At 37.8% G+C, this 19003-nt stretch carries 19 protein-coding genes; 10 read left to right on the plus strand and 9 right to left on the minus strand.

Translation table 11 applies throughout. The features are described from left to right. Positions 1-145: 145 nt before the first annotated feature. Together argS and CC99x_RS06490 are read right to left on the minus strand one after the other, a co-directional pair. Positions 146-1903: an arginine--tRNA ligase gene (argS, locus tag CC99x_RS06485; protein ID WP_057622509.1), complete on the minus strand. Its 1758-nt coding sequence runs from the start codon at positions 1901-1903 to the stop codon at positions 146-148. 2 nt (positions 1904-1905) lie between these two features. After that, complete coding sequence (locus CC99x_RS06490; protein WP_141651854.1) at positions 1906-2550, minus strand: M15 family metallopeptidase; 645 nt, start codon at positions 2548-2550, stop codon at positions 1906-1908. A gap of 177 nt (positions 2551-2727) precedes the next feature. On the opposite strand from CC99x_RS06490, the gene CC99x_RS06495 reads away from it, so the two are divergent. Continuing rightward, positions 2728-3102: a hypothetical protein gene (locus CC99x_RS06495; RefSeq protein WP_057622505.1), complete on the plus strand. Its 375-nt coding sequence runs from the start codon at positions 2728-2730 to the stop codon at positions 3100-3102. A 299-nt stretch (positions 3103-3401) separates the two neighbouring features. On the opposite strand, the gene CC99x_RS06500 is transcribed toward CC99x_RS06495, so the two are convergent. Continuing rightward, complete coding sequence (locus CC99x_RS06500) at positions 3402-3842, minus strand: hypothetical protein (protein WP_057622503.1); 441 nt, start codon at positions 3840-3842, stop codon at positions 3402-3404. A gap of 74 nt (positions 3843-3916) precedes the next feature. Between CC99x_RS06500 and CC99x_RS06505 the strand changes: the two genes are divergently transcribed. Further along, complete coding sequence (locus tag CC99x_RS06505) at positions 3917-4174, plus strand: hypothetical protein (protein WP_057622501.1); 258 nt, start codon at positions 3917-3919, stop codon at positions 4172-4174. A 413-nt stretch (positions 4175-4587) separates the two neighbouring features. Here CC99x_RS06505 and CC99x_RS06510 read toward each other — a convergent pair whose 3' ends face one another. From CC99x_RS06510 to CC99x_RS06525, 4 genes are all read right to left on the minus strand, one after another. Next, entirely contained in the window at positions 4588-5658 is a 1071-nt protein-coding gene (locus tag CC99x_RS06510; RefSeq protein WP_057622499.1) for a hypothetical protein, read from the minus strand. 9 nt (positions 5659-5667) lie between these two features. Further along, positions 5668-7818, minus strand: a complete 2151-nt coding sequence (locus tag CC99x_RS06515; protein ID WP_057622496.1) for an FAD-binding protein — start codon at positions 7816-7818, stop codon at positions 5668-5670. A 220-nt stretch (positions 7819-8038) separates the two neighbouring features. Then, complete coding sequence (locus CC99x_RS06520; protein WP_057622494.1) at positions 8039-8530, minus strand: hypothetical protein; 492 nt, start codon at positions 8528-8530, stop codon at positions 8039-8041. A 136-nt stretch (positions 8531-8666) separates the two neighbouring features. Further along, complete coding sequence (locus CC99x_RS06525) at positions 8667-8867, minus strand: hypothetical protein (protein WP_057622492.1); 201 nt, start codon at positions 8865-8867, stop codon at positions 8667-8669. 80 nt (positions 8868-8947) lie between these two features. Between CC99x_RS06525 and CC99x_RS06530 the strand changes: the two genes are divergently transcribed. The 8 genes from CC99x_RS06530 to CC99x_RS06565 all read left to right on the plus strand — a co-directional run bounded on the left by CC99x_RS06530 (position 8948) and on the right by CC99x_RS06565 (position 16238). Beyond that, positions 8948-9688 (plus strand): thiamine diphosphokinase, encoded by a 741-nt coding sequence (locus tag CC99x_RS06530; protein WP_057622491.1) that lies wholly within the window; start codon positions 8948-8950, stop codon positions 9686-9688. A gap of 149 nt (positions 9689-9837) precedes the next feature. Beyond that, complete coding sequence (locus CC99x_RS06535; protein WP_057622489.1) at positions 9838-10398, plus strand: hypothetical protein; 561 nt, start codon at positions 9838-9840, stop codon at positions 10396-10398. A 10-nt stretch (positions 10399-10408) separates the two neighbouring features. Beyond that, a complete protein-coding gene (gene ankH / locus CC99x_RS06540) occupies positions 10409-11809 on the plus strand; it encodes a Dot/Icm T4SS effector AnkH/LegA3 (protein ID WP_057622487.1) in 1401 nt (466 codons plus the stop codon). After that, positions 11810-12487: a class I SAM-dependent methyltransferase gene (locus tag CC99x_RS06545; RefSeq protein ID WP_057622485.1), complete on the plus strand. Its 678-nt coding sequence runs from the start codon at positions 11810-11812 to the stop codon at positions 12485-12487. It begins immediately after the preceding gene. Positions 12488-12511: 24 nt separating this feature from the next. Further along, positions 12512-13168 carry a site-2 protease family protein gene (locus CC99x_RS06550; RefSeq protein WP_057622483.1) on the plus strand — a complete coding sequence of 219 codons (657 nt, stop codon included), beginning with the start codon at positions 12512-12514 and terminating at the stop codon, positions 13166-13168. 265 nt (positions 13169-13433) lie between these two features. Further along, entirely contained in the window at positions 13434-14699 is a 1266-nt protein-coding gene (locus CC99x_RS06555) for a uracil-xanthine permease family protein (RefSeq protein ID WP_057622480.1), read from the plus strand. 30 nt (positions 14700-14729) lie between these two features. Continuing rightward, positions 14730-15485 carry a TerC family protein gene (locus tag CC99x_RS06560; protein ID WP_057622479.1) on the plus strand — a complete coding sequence of 252 codons (756 nt, stop codon included), beginning with the start codon at positions 14730-14732 and terminating at the stop codon, positions 15483-15485. Between the two features lie 195 nt (positions 15486-15680). Continuing rightward, positions 15681-16238, plus strand: coding sequence for a hypothetical protein (locus CC99x_RS06565; RefSeq protein ID WP_057622477.1), 558 nt, complete (start codon positions 15681-15683; stop codon positions 16236-16238). Positions 16239-16293: 55 nt separating this feature from the next. Here the strand turns inward: CC99x_RS06565 and CC99x_RS06570 are convergent, their stop codons facing one another. Further along, positions 16294-17961 (minus strand): tetratricopeptide repeat protein, encoded by a 1668-nt coding sequence (locus CC99x_RS06570; RefSeq protein ID WP_057622474.1) that lies wholly within the window; start codon positions 17959-17961, stop codon positions 16294-16296. A 12-nt stretch (positions 17962-17973) separates the two neighbouring features. After that, the gene (ttcA, locus tag CC99x_RS06575; protein WP_259596624.1) at positions 17974-18948 is read right to left on the minus strand and encodes a tRNA 2-thiocytidine(32) synthetase TtcA; all 975 of its coding nucleotides are present in this window, start codon (positions 18946-18948) and stop codon (positions 17974-17976) included. Between the last annotated feature and the right edge of the window lie 55 nt (positions 18949-19003).

Below are 19003 nucleotides of genomic sequence, written 5' to 3' on the forward strand. Positions count from 1 at the left end.
ATTAGGAGAGGGACGAGCAAGCACATAGTTTGTAATTGTAGGATGTTTTTTTGAATTGAATAATGATTATGGCACTTTCCCTCTCCTGTTAACAGGAGAGGGTGCCCGTAGGGCGGGTGAGGTTAGATGAATACAATTATAAAAACTACATACGCTCAACGGTTTTTAAACCTAAGAGCTGCATACCTTGTTTGAGTACACGTTCAGACAGTTCACATAGCTGTAAACGCTGATCTTGCGCTTCACTGCCAATCACACGGCAATCTCTGAAAAAAGCATTATATTTTTCAGCTAACAAATATAAATATTCACATAAACGATGTGGTAACAGATCATCGGCAATAGAATCTAAACTTTCATTAAACTGTGCCAAATGCAATGCCAATGCAATCTCACTCTCATGCTGAAGCGACACAGGAACCGTTTGCGCCACAATTCCCTTTTCTTGCAATTGTCGTTTAATTCCATGGATCCGCACATAAGCATACATTAAAAAGGCTGCTGTATTACCTTCAAATTGAAGCATTCGGTCATAACTAAATTGATAGTCGTGAATTCGATTAGAGGATAAATCAGCATATTTAATAGCATTCACACCCAAAGCATTAGCAATTTCAGTGATTTGCTCAGTATCTAATCCTCTGCCCTGCTCTTCTTCCCTTGCTTCCAAAATAGCCTGAGCTTTCTCAACAGCAGTATGAATTAAATCAATAAGACGTTCTGTATCACCCGAGCGTGTTTTAAATTTTTTACCATCTGGCCCTAAAACTAAACCAAAGGGAACATGATCAACGCGTGTTTTTTGTGGGTTTAACCAACCTGCTTTTTCAGCGGCTTTAAAGAGCATTGCAAAGTGTGTGGCCTGGCCAATATCCGTTACATAAATGAGCCAATCGCCCTTCTCTTCAAAGATGCGATGCTTAATTGCAGCCATATCAGTCGTTGCATAGTTAAAGCCACCATCTGATTTTTGTAGCATGAATGGTAAAGCTTCACCTTCTCTGTTTGTATATCCGTCCAGAAATAAGCATTTTGCACCATCAGAAATTTCCACAATGCCTTTTTGTTCTAACTCTTCAATTGTGCTTTTTAAATAGGGATTGTAAAAAGACTCACCACGTTCATTTAAATCAATATCTAAAATATCGTAAATTTCTTGATAGCTTTTACGTGAAATCTGACAAATCAAAGTCCAAATTTTTAAGGCTTCTTTCTCACCACCTTGCAAAGCAACCACTTCTAATTGAGATTGCTTTTTGAAATTTGCATCTTCATCAAATTTCGCTTTTGCAGTTTTGTAAAATTGCACTAAACGTGGTAATTCAGCAGAATCAGGATCACTGATAACAGAAGGCTCATATTGTTTAATATAGGCAATCAACATGCCAAAAGCAGTTCCCCAATCTCCCACATGATTCAATCTCAATACATCGTAACCGAGGAAACTTAAAACACGCGCAATACTTTCACCAATAATGGTAGATCTTAAATGCCCCACGTGCATTTCCTTTGCAATATTAGGAGAAGAAAAATCAATCACTACTTTTTGATGCGAAGCTGTTTTGTCAGTTGCCAGATCTGGCGTTTGTAACATTTTGTTACAGCAAGATTCAAGCATAGCAGTAGAAAAGCTAATATTCATAAAACCAGGTCCAGCTACCTCTAGGGTAGCCAGCTCATCACCTAGAATTATTTTCGCAGCATCAAGTGCTGCCTGCGCAATTTTTTGTGGCGGTAAACGCAATACTTTAGAAAGCTTCATCGCGCTATTACATTGATAATGTCCAAAACTACTTTGCGTGCTTTGCGTAATTTCTGCTTCAAAGTTTTCTGTTGCTAACTGTGGAAAAGCATCGAGAAAGGCTTTTGTAAACTGTGCTTTTAAATATCGTTTTAAATTCATTATTATCTCTTTGGAAAAGGAAAATCAAAATAAGTATCAGGAAAAGGTTCATCTATTAAGCTAAAGTGCCACCATTCTTGCTCAATTCCTACGAATCCACATTCACGCATGAGCCGCTGAAGTAATTGTCGATTTTGATAAGCTTGAGTACTCACCTGTGTATTAGCAGGATGAGATAAGACATCCATAAAATCAAAGCAAGTACCCATATCAACGGCTTTGATTTGAGAACCAGACACATCCACAATATTGCAATCAACCGTACTACCCCTGCTATGGCTAGAACGTCGCACAATATAGCCTAACTTAAAAAAATCAGCTTTATCTATATTCGGGTAATAATCTGATTTATTCTTATCACAGCTTGAATGCGCCCATTGCCAAAAATCTTCACTTGCACGTTGAGGGCGATAACTATCAAGAATCAATACTCTAGGTTCACGGATATTAAATGCTTTTTTTACATCTGCATCTTGAATATATTCATGTAATTTTAATAATCCCTGTAAAGCAGGTAAAGTAAGGCAAGCTTGAATATCAGGTGTATATCCTGCCAAGGGGCGCCCCATTAGATTATCATCCGAGGTGTATTTAAGATCGATAATAAAAGGCGTCTCGTCTCCGAGTGTCACAAAGGAATCCGGCATGCTGCAAGATAATTCCGCCAATTTTAAAGATTTGCTTTCATTCAATTTGATATTCAACCAACTTATTTGTGCCGTTTATCTCATTTTAAACTATTTTTATCTTTAAACCCACGCCTATGCGTTTTCAAAAGCCGAATGAAGCGTTAACATAGTCATTCAGAAAATTTTGGAGTCGTTATGTCACGTAAAAAGCGCGCAGAAACAGAACAAATTCTAAAGGCATTGCCAATAGCAAATACTTATCAGGTTTACTATTCCGCTGAAGCAGAATCAAATTTCAATGCGCTGTCGCAAACTTTAGCGAAGCTAAAGGGCTTTTTACAATTCCTAACTAAATTAGACTGGGCACAGTTTTTACATTTTATGAACCATGCCTGCGTGAAACCAGCCAGAGATGTGAGCCTCAAAAACAAAATGGCTATGCCTGAACCCAGCAGCAAACACGAGACTTACAGTGATGTGGTTATTAAAGGCAACGGAGAAACCCAAACACAAAGCGTACAGCCTGGCAAAAGAAAAGGTTTACGTCGTAGATTCGCGGCTTCTAAGTAAGATATAAAGCCCTGTGGGACGACCCTGAGTGTTCCCCACAAATAAATGCTCGTCATTGCGAGTGGAAGCCGTCTATCATTGATTGAAAAAGCACAAAAACATCACGGCTAAAGCGAAGCAATCTATCATGAAATTTTTAAGAAGAGCGCAGTAAGAAAGATTTCAAGATAGATTGCCACGCAAAAGACGTGACAGTTTATCTCTTATTTCACCTTTTTCCTGCGTCTTTTGCTCGCAACGACAAGTTCTTAATTCCTGGGGATCACTCAGGGTCGGCACGAAAATCCTACAATATACTATCAGTAGTCATCATCCTCACCACTTGTATCTATTGTTATAATTCGCCATCCTTGATCTAGTAGCGAATGCTTCTCGTAAATAAATCGAAGTTCAATGGGAATGCGCTGCTTTTTGCCATCTTTCTCAATGTTCACAAAACCTTTGATGTAACCTTTTTTCGCTTCATGACTCAATTCATTTGCACCGGCTTGCCAGTTACGAGCCGTACTCAGACCTGAGCGTTCCAGCTCACTCTGAAATTGCTCTACTGTTGCAGTCTTTTTAAATTCTGTCGCCATCATAAAATAAGCCGTTTCGTAGCTTTTATTTTCTATCGAATGAAAAAAGCCTTTTGCCGCCATTGGTAAAACAGGCATTTGAGAAGAAATAAGGGCTATACCCGCCCCTAATATTGCAAATGCCACCAAAACATAAAGTAGTTTTTTGAAGAATCTAGGCACACAACCTCGTCTTATATACAATCAACCATGTAATAATATTTAAATTATACCGCAAATTTAAGATAAGTGACCTGATGATAGATATAGACCCCAACATAGCAGGACAACTACCTAAAAACAGAATGCAACGTATTCTAAAATTGCTTTGGCAAAAATTCAAACATCAGTCTATCTTCACAAAATGGATCACTTTGTTGCTGATATTATTTACAGTGCTTGTCATTGTTGTATTTTTCTCAACCTTTATTATTTGGAAAATATTTTATTTCTTATTTGCACGCATATTTTTAAATAGCTTAGAATGGTATCTCATGCGTGATCCCCACGAATAAAGATTCGTCATTGCGAGCTGAGCGATCGCCACAAAATTTTTATTCTGAGAAAATCAGATAATATGTCATGCCAGCGAAGGCTCATAGGCGTCAACTTAAATTTCGTAAGTACAGCCATAGCTATTGTTTAGCATGATTCTATCATGTATTTATCTAACCTCACCCGCCCTACGGGCACCCTCTCCTGTCAACAGGAGAGGGAAAGTGCCATATCTCATTATTCAATTCAAAAAAATCTGTTCTACAATTATAAACTATGTGCTTGCTCGTCCCTCTCCTAATTTTAGGAGAGGGTGGCTGAAAGCCGGGTGAGGTTAACACAAATTTAAAACAGCTCTCACTAAGTGCATGAAGCGCGTCTCAGCTTAATTTTAGGTCTCAATTATCTTTAAGTTGACGCATATGAGCGAAAGCTATACGCTCAATACGCCAAAACGCTGTCTTACTTGTTCCGCTTCTGCAGAAACACGTTGCTGTTTTGCAAGCTGTGTTTGCGCTTCAAGCTTCAAAGCTTGTAAGTCACCCCATGTTTGAACCAAAGGTTCTATCATTGATTTAGGAAATAAATTGTAACGGGCAGGCGTGCTATTGCAAGTTCTAAAATGCTTCAATTTCTGTCCCAAACGCCGTTGTACAGCAATATCTAAATTAGCGCTCTGTGCTGGATTGTGCACCTCACCATTAAGAAGCTGATCAACCTCATTAATAATGCCCTCTGCATCAGCCACTCTGTCATCTGCTTGCAATCTTCTTTTACGATAATATTGCAAGGCTGGCATAAAGCGACCACTTAAAAACTCACGAAGCGCATGTCCCAGTTCAGAATCTCGATCGGTGCCATCATGTTTATAATCATTTTTTCTAGCCACCATATCTTGAATTGCCCCTAAGGTTGCCTCTCTCGCCTGATTTCGCTCATCTGAAACTAAGCCTCTTTGAAAATTAGCAAAACAATTTAAAGGCAGAATGTGGCTTGTCACTGCATGAATTCCACCGCGCCCACAATTAGGTTGAGGATCTTCGCCAGCGTTCACGCCTAATAATACATTGAGCTTATCTATTTCACTTGCGGTAAAAACGTATTCTGTATTGGTATTGCCCCCTATTTGGTAAGCTATGGTTCGATACACTTGTTTTGCAGCTGTGCCCGCAGTAGCCCCTCCCAACCACAATCCCAAGGCTCCCGTACAAATATCAATGACCACAGCACCTGCACCATCCGACAATCCATTAAAACCATTAATAATGGTTTCAGGAATAATGCCGTCGACAATGGCACTTCCCCAATCATAAAAAGCAGGCACTTCAATAAACAAGACACAACCACCCGCCATACCTCCTACCAAAACAACAAACATGCCTAAGTTTCTTAGCCTCTTATTGCCTTGGAAAAATCCAATAACCGCATTAAATGCTTCTTTAATTGGATTTAGTTTTAAACTAGACCACAAATAACTCAAACCTTTTGCAACACTTTCTTTCATTTTTACCTCTTATTTAATAGATTGCAGCAAAACCTCATATTGATTGCTTATAAAACTTTCAGGCTCATATTTTAATTTTACTTTTTTCAGTGTTTTGATTTCAGGATAAGCAGCCATCAATTTTTCTGGCTCAGCGAGTAAATTTTGTAAATGAATGCCACCTTTTTCTTGTAAGACAAAGTCATTTATCTCAAGCATCATTTTTTGATATAACGCTAAATCATCTTTATTGTCCTTTAACTTCATGAATAGCGTAACGCCTAAACCAGGATTTTTAGCAAATGTAACAAGTGATATATCATCTTTTTGCACATAGGATGCGAGGCTATGAATAATCTGAATAGAAGGATAGTCTTTTGTTATTGCTTGTAATTTCTCAAAGAACACATTTCTCAAAGCAATTGGTATGACAAAATGCGATCTCCGTATTTCTATCCCACTGTTTATTGTTGCCATCGGGTATCTATTTAACAAAGCGACTTCATTGAAAGAGACTGGATTTGGCTCAAAGATACTTGAAATGTCATGTAAACTAGCATTTAATCCATCGGTAAATGTATTTTGATAGCGTCTTGAAGATTCAAACACATATCTGGCAATTGGATTAATTTTTATGATTTGAAATTGTACGGCGCGTGGCTCAAATATACCGTATGATATTTTTTGCATTTGCTCAAACTGTATTGAAGTATTTTCATCCCCTCTATACCAAAATACCGCTGGCGGATTATGCTCTTCATAAGATGCTTGAGCAAATAAATAGAGATTATCAACTGTTGCAAAGCTAACCTTTAAAATAACACCAATTGTGCCCATGCCACCCAGTAAACTTTCAAATAAATCTTTATTTTCTTCTCTACTACAATGAATAATTGCACCATTTGAGAGCAGAACATCCATCCCCCTTACATGCGTGGATAAAAGTGTTCTATCAAAGCCAATGCCATTTAAATTTTCAATGACGCCTTGGTATACTGTCATCCCACTATCATAAGGATACATCCCAAGCGCACGACCAAATTGTGTCAAATAGTCTTGAATTTGCGCAAATGTCGCGCCACTTTCCGCATGAATTATGTTTGTATCTGCCTCATAATGCATATGTTGAAAGCGAGACAAGCTTAAATTAATTGCATGAGTGTCTAGTGGCTGTGCCGCATTAGCAAGAATGTTAATTTTATTGTTAATCTTACGCGCATCGGCAAGTGCGTCTTTAAAATCGTGCGTGGCAGAAGGGTATTGCACTCGCACAGTATTTTGTTGATTTTCCTCTGATTTATTGGTTATAACCCCCATTACACCTAAAGACAAGAATGATTTTATCATTTCATCTGTATTCACATCCCAAACAATCACTGGAAATTTTTTCTCAAGAAAAACGTCTAGCAACGCTCTTTCGACTGTATAGTGCGCCCCCAAGATATCTGGTTGTATCAAGCGTATCATTTGTGTTTGTAGCCATGGCCATTGATACAGCCATGGAATATGCGTAAAACTGTAAGCAAGTCCTAAATATTTTTTATGGCTTGAGTCAATAAAATTGTACTGTATAACAATTTTAGGATTTTGCTCTCTTAATGCATATAGGAAAAATGGATTGGTGGATTCAACAACCACATAATCAAAAGCTTGATGTTTTTGGATAATACTTGCCAATCCTCGCGCAGAGTCACCAGCAGCATACTCATCATTTACAACATCAATAAAGATTTTTTTACGGCCATTGATACGCGCAAGTGTCTCATCCAAACTTGCTAATTTATAAGGGATTGCTCTTTGTGGTTCTTGATAGTAAACACAACTTAAATCTTTTGTATATTTGCTTGCAATAGTGCCTTGAGCATCTGTGTAATTATCTAATCGACTTGGTTTATATAAAAAGTATTGAGCATCTTTTGTCGCTTGAACGCTAACTTTAAAGGCATCAACATCACTTGCGATAAGATCTTCGATATACTCAAGCGTATTGTAAGGATGTTGGCTATTTTGGAATGTAGAAACGACTATCTTAGGAAATGCTTGTAATTGCGCTTTGTATTGGATAGCTACAGGATGGTAGCTAGGTTTAAAAAAAGAATAAAAAAGACCGAAAAGAATCAGAACAAAAGTACTTCGTACTAATATCTTTTTAAAGCAACCCTCTTTTGCGTGTACTGACATCTAGCTGTTCCTTGGCTTAGCATGTACATCGATGTTCTATTGTAACGATTCACTCCATATCATGGAACGTCTCTTTGGGTGTTCTTTAGAATCTAAGGGGAGCTATAGACAAATATCAAATCAGGGTAAGTAAGATAACAAAAAATACTGATATAAACTCAGCACTTGGAAACAGAAAGAATCCAAGTGCCTTGCTTATTAAATGTCAGGAAAAAGAAAACTAAAGATTTAGTTCGCTATCGCCTTTTTCATTCTTTTTTAGCTCTTCAAGCTTTTGATCAATTTCTTCTTTCATGGGTGCAGCTTCAGTTGCAGCTTTCTCTTTTGCACTTTCTAAAGATTCACCAATGTCTTTTGCTGTCTCTTCCGCACCTTTTTTAATGGTGTCTACGGTATCAGCAACGCCATCTGACATCTCTTGAACAGTATTTTTCATTGAATCTATCATTTCTTGAGATTTTGTAGCATCTTCAGTTTGTGACTGAGGTGCAGCACTGCTATCTTCTGCTGGCTTAGCTTCTTCTGCAGGGGGAACAGTTTGTTCAGCAGCTGGCTGCTCTGTAGGTTGAAGCGCTGGTACGGTGGTTGCATTGCTATCTGTGCCGTATTCCATGCCAGGTGATTGTTCATCACCAACAATTTCTTCAGTTTTATTACAAGCTGTCACAATCAATGATGATAGCAACGCTGCGCATAATAACGATTTTTTCATGCTGCATCCTATAAAGATAAATAAAAAAACTAAGCCTCTGTAGGTCAGAAGCTATGCTCTCATTGTTTAGTAGAAGGTAACAACCACCGATGAGGCTCAGAAGGTAGTTGTTACATAGAAATATAGCAACTAAATCTTAGTTTGTATCAACCGTTGTCTCTTCAGTTGTTGTTGTAGACTCAGTCGTTGTCGTAGATTCGGGTGTTTTTACTGTTTTGGTTTCAGTTTGAGTTGTAGCGGAGCTGTCTTTTTTGTCAGCACTGCTATCGGCTTGTTGATTACAAGCAACAACAAAGACCATTGATGATAAAGCAACTGCAGCTAATATTGATTTCATTGGGCGATCTCCCTTCAGCATTGTTAATATGGGTTTACAATGCCTATACTTTACCTGACATAATTTAACTTTAAAATAGCATGAACAACTTTAATACAATTATTATTGCAGATGGCGAGATCCCTTCCCCTACCTATTGGGGTTCCTATTCGTACAAACAACTTATTTGCACAGATGGCGCTGCTGTTGTGCTAAAAAACTTTGAAATAAATCCAACGATTATCCTCGGCGACTTAGATACATTACTCTCTCATTTTAAAACGGAAGCACAGATCCAAGCAGAATTTCCCCGAGCAAAACTTATTAGAAAGCAAGATCAAGACACAACCGACTTCGAAAAAAGTTTATTATTTGCTCAAAACAAAAATGACTACCCCATTTTATTTTTAGGTATTTTTGGCAAAGCCATCGATCATAGTCTGCACAACTTATGTTTGTTTTCTCAATTTTCATCTGAAGCAATAAATAGGACAGCCATAACAAATGGGACAGCCAAAATTGAAGCGGCTCCTCCCCCCATGGTTTGGCTCAATGAATTTAAGGGAACAACTCAATGGGGCTTTATGCTTCCCCCTAATTGCTGTATACACACGGAAATAGACCAAACCATATCCTTCTTCCCAATGCCTGAAGCAGAATTAAGCAGCACAGGCTTGTATTGGGAGTTATCAAACACAAAACTTTCGCAGCAAAATAAGCACTCTGTACGAAACAAAGCCTCTAAAAACCGTCTATATCTACATACAAAGGGCCTTTGTTTTGTTATCTTGACCCAGAAGCGCTGCCCTATCGTGGAATTACAGCTAAACAACACTAACTAAATGATATTGTTTAGAAAATTCTCTAAAAGAAAAGACAAACGTAGCTTGGTTATCGATGAAGTGCACATGCCCAAGTGGTATTTTGACTATATATATGTTAGATTATTTAAAGTTTGCAAATTAACTATGAATGCATATGGAGGCTGTATATGCCAGACACAATCCAAAATTACGTCGATAAAAGCTGGAACGAATTCTCTAAAACTTATGATTTTGAAAAAAAATTTGGTATAGAAGCATTACGCCATAAACTTAGCCAAGAAAATAGAAGTCGTGGCTTACAAGGCGTAACTCGTGATGAAGTACTTAACTTAATTGGCTCGCACAACAATGAGCTTAATAATGATTTGTCTAGTCGCTTAGAACTTGCTTACCATGCACGACAAGCCAACATGACGCCACGTGCAAAACAACGACCTGAACAAGTAAATGAAAACATTGTGGATAGAGACTTAAGCGGTCCATCCCAAAAGAAATTACCACCTTGGCCAGGTGCAGATAAAATTGATTTCGCATCTAATCCAGCGATTCGCCAAGCCGTTGATAATTTTGCGAATGTCATTAATCATTCTAATGATAGACAAGAAGTTACCGCTGCTTACGATCAACTAAAAGCTGAATTAAAGAATCAGTTAAAAGCTGAATACAAGAATCGTTTAACAGCTAAATTAACACCAACCGCGCCAGCTCCCAAAAAAGAGCTTCGTTAAATAAGAACCTATGTCACTCAGTCAGGAAATTTTACAAGGAACGTATCAAGGCGTGGCAGCACGCCTTGAACAAGGTGACTCCCCCAACATTATTGATGAATATGGTTATACCCCATTGGTACATGCCATTATTACCAATAAAATTGATATCGCTTCACTTCTTTTAAAACACCATGCTCGTGTAGACATACTCGATACCTCTGGGCTTACTGCACTGCACTGGGCTGTTGATATGGGCTACTATGATATCTCAAAGCTATTGCTCGATTACCATGCCAATCCCAATGCCTATAGCAGTCAAGGACAACCCATTCTTTTTTATCCTTTGCTACGCAAAGACAAAAAACTCATAAAACTTTTATTGGAAAAAGGAGCCGATTTACATTTTGCCAAAGATTATATTATGGCGAAATTAGTTGGTCATCGCTTTGAATTACAAGGTGCTTGCGATATCGTGAGTGCAGAAGGACTCTTTTTAGAAGTTGATATGGAAGGCTTTTATTTAGAATTTACTTTAGATTTAATCGGCGACTCACTCAATCATTTCATACACAGTTACGTTGCAAAAAGAATGGATCTACATGAAAAAGAATTGGCGCAGATTATAGATGCCTTTAAACATGCAACCAAATTAAGAGAATTTAAACATATTTCCAAGAGTGTCGAAGAGAATAAAGACACCATCTATAAGCTGACTGAGGCAGATTTACTCTTATTGCCCGTATCCTTTGTTGGCCATGCAATTACCTTCATCAAGCATGGGAATCTATTTGCGAAGTGTGATCGGGGTGTACATAAAATGACCGATCCTATTGTCATTAATACCGTACATAATCAAAAACCTTTGACACACCATTTTTACACACACTTATTGTATAAGCGTCATACACGCAAATATATTCAGAAAGATCTTTATCAAATTTTAAATTTAGAACCTTATGTAAAGCTGCCCATCCAGCATCAAATTACTGGAAATTGTTCTTGGGCAAATGTAGAAGCATCGGTTCCAACCATGCTGTATATGTTATTGCATGACAAACTAAATAATAAAACAGCCGCAGATCAACTCGTTGTTGAAGTTATGCGCTTTTACTTTGCATGGTTAGATTGGGACAAAGATCGCGCCATTGAAGATATGCTTACTGATTTTGAAGATTTATCTGTCAATAGACAAAAAGCAAGAGCCGCGCTACTCGGAGAAGTTTTGTTCCAATCCTGTAATCCTGAAAAGAAAAACGATCTCAACAGAGCAAAAAAAATCTTGGCACTGTTAGTACGCAAAGAATATCATTTCATTATTAGAAGCTATTTGAATGTATTTGGTGGAACAACAGGACGCTCAGCCACAGGCAGCAATCTTAGATTGCTGTTAAAAAATTGTGGTTACCAAGCCGCAGATTTTAGTTCTTAAATGCTTGATATTTACCCTATCCTTATACTATTATCTGCCGTTTTTGTCTTTCTATCGCCCATCATGCTTAAAAGAATACGTGCAAAGTTAAAATACATTCGCCTCAATCGAATCAATAAACAAATTTCACAGCTCTATAAAGATGTAAATCCTTATCAAAGCTCTATTCAAGCAAGAAAAAATCTAGGGATGGAAGATAAAAACTTTGTCTATGGTGAAGTCAACATTATCACTTTTCTTGAAATTCTGAATGATTTATCCCCTGCGCCTGATACTGTTTTTTATGATCTTGGCTCAGGCTGTGGCAAACAAGTCATTGCCGCAAGTCTCGCCTTTCCATTCAAAAAAGTAGTGGGTGTAGAGCTTTTATCTGAATTACATGAAATAAGCCTAAAAAAATTATCGCAATTAAATCTAAATGAGCAGAAAATCTCTTTTATAAAACAAAATTATTTCGAAACAGATATTTCTGATGCAGACATTATTCTCATCAATGCCACTTGCATTGATGAGAATAATTGGCAAAAACTCACAGAAAAGCTTGTTGAAGCAAAAGCAAAGTGCAAATTATGTGTCATCACAAAACGCATCAAACATGAAGCCTTTAAATTGCTTTCACAAAACATGGAGTTAATGAGCTGGGGCTACGCAACAGTTCGGCTATATGAAAGACGCTAAAAGACTTATAAGCAGGGGATCTAAGTGGAAAAACTAAATCTTATTGAAAAAATATTAGTATGGGCGCTGCCTGTTATTTTTGCGATTACCATACATGAAGCCGCACATGGCTTTGTGGCCAATAAATTAGGGGATGACACAGCCAAAAGGCTAGGACGTATTACCGCAAATCCACTTAAGCACATTGAGCTTGTGGGAACCATCATCGTCCCACTTATCTTATTAGCAACCACTAATTTCATTTTTGGCTGGGCAAAGCCTGTCCCTGTTGATATGCGAAAACTCCGAAAGCCCAAAAAACATATGGCAATTGTTGCCATTGCAGGACCACTTTCTAATGGCCTTATGGCTGTTTTTTGGATTCTATTCTTAAAATTAAGTTTATGGTTTGTGCAAAATGATTACGCTATTGGCATGCTACTGGCCTATATGGGGCAAGCGGGTATTGTTGTAAATCTCATTTTAATGATTTTAAATTTATTCCCTATTCCACCATTAGATGGTAGTAAAGTGCTGTCTGCCTTTTTACCAGACAAACTAGATAAATATTATAGCCAAGCTTCTTTGTTGGGTTTGATGATTGTGATAGCACTTGCTGCCACAGGCGTGCTGGGAGAAATCATGTTCCCTATTTTTGATTGGATGCGGTATTACTTATTTTTAATTTTTGGATTGGCATAAAACAGAGTACTCAATCCTTATAGAAAAGTAATCTGACTAATTATTTTTATGCTTAATGCGTGCAGTTACAATTATAGTAGCAATATGAACAAACAACTTATTTAACCAACTTTTTTTTGGGGCTGATTTTAATCCCTCTGACTTTAATCTCTCATAGCATTCTCAAGCTCTAATCGGTATTATCACGCGCTTAAGCTGAAATGGATGTCGACTCAATTCTTTTATATGTTAGAATCCTACTTAAATTTTATATATGGCTGGTGATATGAATAAGCAATACTTACCAAATGACTACTCATTTAAGCTATCTGATTGTCTTCTTGGTGTTCAAACCCTCTTTATTGCACTTGGCGCCCTTGTACTGATGCCACTTCTAACAGGTCTCAACCCCAGCGTTGCTCTTTTTACTGCTGGTGTTGGAACACTCATTTTTCAATATTTAACCAAAGGTCAAATTCCCGCTTTTCTAGGCTCCTCTTTTGCGTTCCTACCAGCAACGATTTATGGCATGGAACATTGGGGCTTATCTGGCACATTGTTTGGTCTGGCCTCTGCGGGTTTAATGTACTATTTATTTAGCGTTTTAATTTACTGGCGCGGTCAGGGGCTCATTGACCGAGTTTTTCCGTCTATCGTGACCGGCCCCATTATTATGAGTATCGGATTGGTACTCGCTCCCGTGGCCATTAATATGGCAATGGGCTATACCGGCAACGGTGAAGTAGAGCTCTTCGCTGAAAACCAAGCCATTGTTGTTGCACTCATTGCGTTAGCCGCGACTGTTGTCACGCGACTATTTGCCAAAGGTAAATTACAGCTCGTACCGATATTAGTAGGTGTACTTGTTGGTTTTATTGCAAGCACATACTACGGCATGGTGGACTTAAGCAAAGTATATGCTGCACCTTGGTTTGAAATACCACAGTTTAGTTTTCCAACTTTTAATATTGAAGCCGTACTAATTATGGCACCTATTGCTGCTGTTTCAGCTATTGAACACATTGGTGATGTAATAGCGATTGGGGGTGTAACCAACCGAAATTATGTACGTCATCCTGGCTTACACCGCAGCTTGCTGGGCGATGGTGTTGCCACCATGTTTGCAGGCTGTGTTGGTGGACCACCTAACATTACTTATGCAGAAGTAACCGCTGGCGTTGCACTTACAAAAACATTCAATCCCGGAATTATGACTTGGTCTAGTATTGCCGCTATTTTCCTTGCATTTGTAGGTAAGGTAACTGTTCTCTTTCAAGCAATTCCAACCCCTGTCATGGGCGGTATTCTAATTTTATTATTTGGTGCTATTATCGTCACAGGTTTACATATTTTGGTTCATTCTCAAGTAGACTTGATGAAACCACGTAACATGACTATCGTTGGTATTATTCTCGTCATTCCTGTCGGTGGCTTAAGTCTGGGCTTGGGTAGCTTTGCAATCGAAGGTATTGGCTTAGGCGGTATCACTGGCGTACTCTTACATTTATTGATCCCCGTAGAGAAAGATCAACAAGCGGTTCATTCAAACTAACGGCACAAAATAAGGGAGCTTAGATTTTCCATGGAATGGCTAACTTGGATTAATGATCCGCATGCATGGGTTGCATTAGCAACCCTTACTGCACTTGAAATTGTGTTGGGTATTGATAACATCATCTTCCTAACGATTTTAGTCGGTAGACTCCCCCCTGCGCAACGCCAATCGGCGCGCTTAATTGGCTTAGGCCTAGCCATGGGCACGCGCATATTACTTTTGTTCAGTATTGCTTGGGTAATGACGCTCACCAACCCACTTTTCTCTATTCTTGAAATGTCTTTTTCAGGCAGAGATCTGATCCTCATTATCGGTGGTTTATTCTTGATGGCTAAAAGTACGCATGAGATCCACAACAGCCTCGAAAGTGACGGTGAAGCTCATGATGAAACAAATACCACCACTCGAAAGGTAAGTTATTTAAGCATTTTAATTCAAATTGCCTTGCTTGATGTGGTTTTTTCTTTGGACTCTGTTATCACCGCTGTGGGCTTAGCAGAGCATGTAGAAATTATGGTTATTGCGATTGTAACTTCAGTCCTTGTTATGATGTTTTCAGCAAAGAGCATTGGTGAATTTGTAGATGAACATCCTACTTTAAAAATGCTTGCTCTCAGTTTCCTTATTCTGGTGGGTGTAGCACTCTTAGGAGAAGGTTTTGAATTGCATATACCCAAAGGTTACATTTACTTTGCAATGGCTTTTTCTGTTATGGTCGAGATGCTAAACATTAAGATGTCTAAAAAAAGAAAGCTTCTTAAGCTAAATAAAAATCTACCTTAAAGTACCGTGTCTCTTTATTTTATGCGAGCCAAGCCTCTGTTGGCTCGCATAAAAAACACTTTGTCAACCAACTTATACATTATATCCTATCGATACTACCGTCTATCTTCTAATAGCTACAGATATTTGTATCAATACTTAAAACCTGTTAATTTTTCATCACTTTCATAAAACAAAACCTTTAAGGGGATTTTCATGGCAACTGCAGGTCCAACAACAGAAGATCAAGCAAAGACAACTCCAGTCGTTGCAGAGAATGACAAGAAAAAGAATCGTGGCACAGTAGGCCTCGCATTTGGCGTAGCAACTGCTGCTATTGTATTTGGTCTAACGCTTGCCTCAGGTGGCGCAGCACTGAGTGCAGCTTTTTTAATTAAATCACTTTTCGTTAGTTCTTTTGTCGGACTATTATTTGGCGCAATGGCAGAAAGTATTGCAAATGGTGAATTAAAATCTAGCCACAGAGTCATGCATGTAAGAAAACATCATATTGGTATTCCTGTACCTCCTCCTACAAAAACACGCACAACCGTGTATCGTACAGGTCCAACGCCAATTATTCATCACGCCAAACCAACCGCGACAGTAACAAAAACAACCGTATTAAATACTGGACCTGCAAAGACTTACACACCAGGCCATCGTAGCCACACAACAACAATGCGTACTACAGCTACACAACCAACAACAATGCCTTCAAGTAAGCCTCATGCAGCACACAGACCAGCAATGCGCAAAAGCAATCACGGCTAATTAAACACTGCATGCAATAAAAAAGCCTCTATCAAAGAGGCTTTTTTTATGGGAATTATTTTGCAAGTAAATAGATAACAGCAACAATCCCTACGACAACAAGGCTTAACCTAAATAAAGGGCCAATCATAGCAGGCAAAGCATTACCTTGTAACATTAGCATCTTACGTTTTACATAGGGATCACTTTTATTAATGGTATATGCTTTTTTATAATAATCTAATGCATTATCACTTTCTTTTCTTTTTTCATAGATAAGTGCACAGTTCACAAAACCAGCACCACTATTATGAAAAGCCTGCGTTGATTTCTTAAATAATTCTAAGGCTTTGTCATCATCACCCAAATGTAAATACAACAATCCTAATAAATTATAAACATCAAAGCCCATCGCTAAATTATAAATATTTTTCTCAATTTTTTTCAGATCGAGATCAATATTAATTCGTTCATACAGTGTCATCGCTTTTATGATCTCACAAAGCCTATCATGAATAATCGCATAAGCATCAGGATCCCAACGACTCATTCTTAGGAAAGTAATAATTGCTTTTGCAGAATAGCGATAAGCATTTTGCACAGATTGATCAAAAAACGATACATACTCATGAGGTCCTAAGCTCTCCATATGCTCGACAAAAGCAAGCTTAACATTAGGTAGCTCATCAAATTGGCTATTCAGACTATACATGCATACTTGGAAATCATTGTTATTTTCAGAAAGAAGCGCATCTCCGCCTAAGCGTTTCACATATTCGCCCATCAAATGAAAATTAAACAACAAGGTATAACAACCTTCATAAGTCATACGATATTTTTCATCCAAAGCAGCAAAGACCTCAAGCTTAGAGGCACCTTTATCTCCCATTAAAAATGCAACATTATGATTCGTTAACGTATTAATATTATTAAAAAAATTAATTGCAGCAATGGGGATCGGCATCAATGCTGTTTTGTCTCTCAATACCGTTTTATATTCATTGAGAATATCTCTTAAATGTTTGTCTTCAAAATATTCATCTAAATTAATGGCTTCAAACGAATAGTCAAATCGCAACTCATTTAAATATTTTACTTCTTTTGTATCAAAATTTTTAAATCGGCTTTTGAGCCCTAAATTTAAAGACACGTATTGATTGTCTTTAAAATTAAGAAAATCATGACGAATACAATCAAATATATAATTCGACACCACAATCAGTGGCTCTTTTATGTCTTGAGAATAGCTTTTTTGAGCATTCTTTAAAAATATGTCAGTATCTGTTTCAACATCAAAAATTGCAAAATCAAGCACACCCTTTTGCACATACTCAGCCAATGAACTGTTGTTTCGACAAAACTCAACATTTTTTTCCGACAAGTCTGACATAATATAGCAAAAGGAAACGTCTATATTCTGTCGTTCAATAAATTCCATGAGTGATTTTAAAAAGTAAAACCCAAATTTTCCTATACCACAACCTAACTCTAAAATATGAAAACAAGTATTTTTAGGGTATTTTTTCGACCAATCAATCAGTAATTGTCCAACCAGATAGGCGTAATGATGACCAATAAATGCATTATTGGTAATATAATAAGGTATATCTTTTTCCCAAGCCTGAATACCCATCGTATTAAAATAGTTTTTCTGTAAATCCCAGAGCTTTGACTGAGAAAAGCGAATCGGATTTTCAATTAACTTACTATCTCTGCTTTTGCCTTCAACAGCACTTTGACTCATTCAAATTCCTTTTCAGATTTTATTTTCAGATTCTACTTTGCTTTCCAAGGTATTAAAATCCCACAATCCTTTATCCATTAATTGGCTAGGGCGAATATTCTGAATAGCACTCAAAATATTACTTGGAATTTTTGGATTTTTCTTTGCCAAATCAAGCAACAAACGCTTAGTATCGTTTCTGGCCATGTTGCTTTGGGAACCACACAAATTACAAGGAATAATAGGGAACTCACTCAAATAGGCAAATTCAGCAATATCACGCTCTTGCACATAAACCAAGGGACGAATCACAAGCAGGGATTTATCATCTGTTAATAATTTAGGTGGCATTGAACGCACTTCACCGTTATAAAAGATTCCCATCAAAAGCGAATGAATTAAATCATCTCGATGATGCCCTAAAGCAATTTTATTAAATCCATGCTCCTTTGCATAACGATAGATATTGCCGCGTCGCAGGCGAGAACATAAACTGCAATAAGTGTGGTTTTCTGGTGTCTTTTCTTTAACAATAGAATATGTGTCTTTGGTCAGTACCGTGTATGGAATATTGCGAGACTCCATAAACAATTTTAGTTTTGAATCATCCCAACCCGGTTGGGATTGATCTAAGGTAAAAGAAAAGATCTCAAAAGGTATTTTAGCGATCTTCTGTAAATGCTGTAGCAATACAAGCATTGTAAAAGAATCTTTGCCACCCGACACACAAACCAAAATTCTATCGTGTGGTTTAATCAATTCAAAATCATGAATTGCCTTTCCTGTGTAATGTAATAATTTTTTCTGTAATCGAGATATTTTTTTTGCCTTTTGCTGGGCAATTTCCTCCTCAGTTTTAGGCTTATTGCTTGGCTCGGGCTGAGGAATAATTGTGCGTGTATCTAACTTCATCATAAAATATTGAACTTCTTTTAAGTGTGTATAGAGAATCCCAGCCAAATACTCGTAATCAAATACCTGTACACATGCTTGGCTGCGATGATGCATCTATCTTAATACAAAGCTACCTACCTGAAAAGCAAACACGCACGGCACCACAGCA

The sequence above is a fragment of the Candidatus Berkiella cookevillensis genome, from assembly GCF_001431315.2.
Taxonomy (GTDB): domain Bacteria; phylum Pseudomonadota; class Gammaproteobacteria; order Berkiellales; family Berkiellaceae; genus Berkiella_A; species Berkiella_A cookevillensis.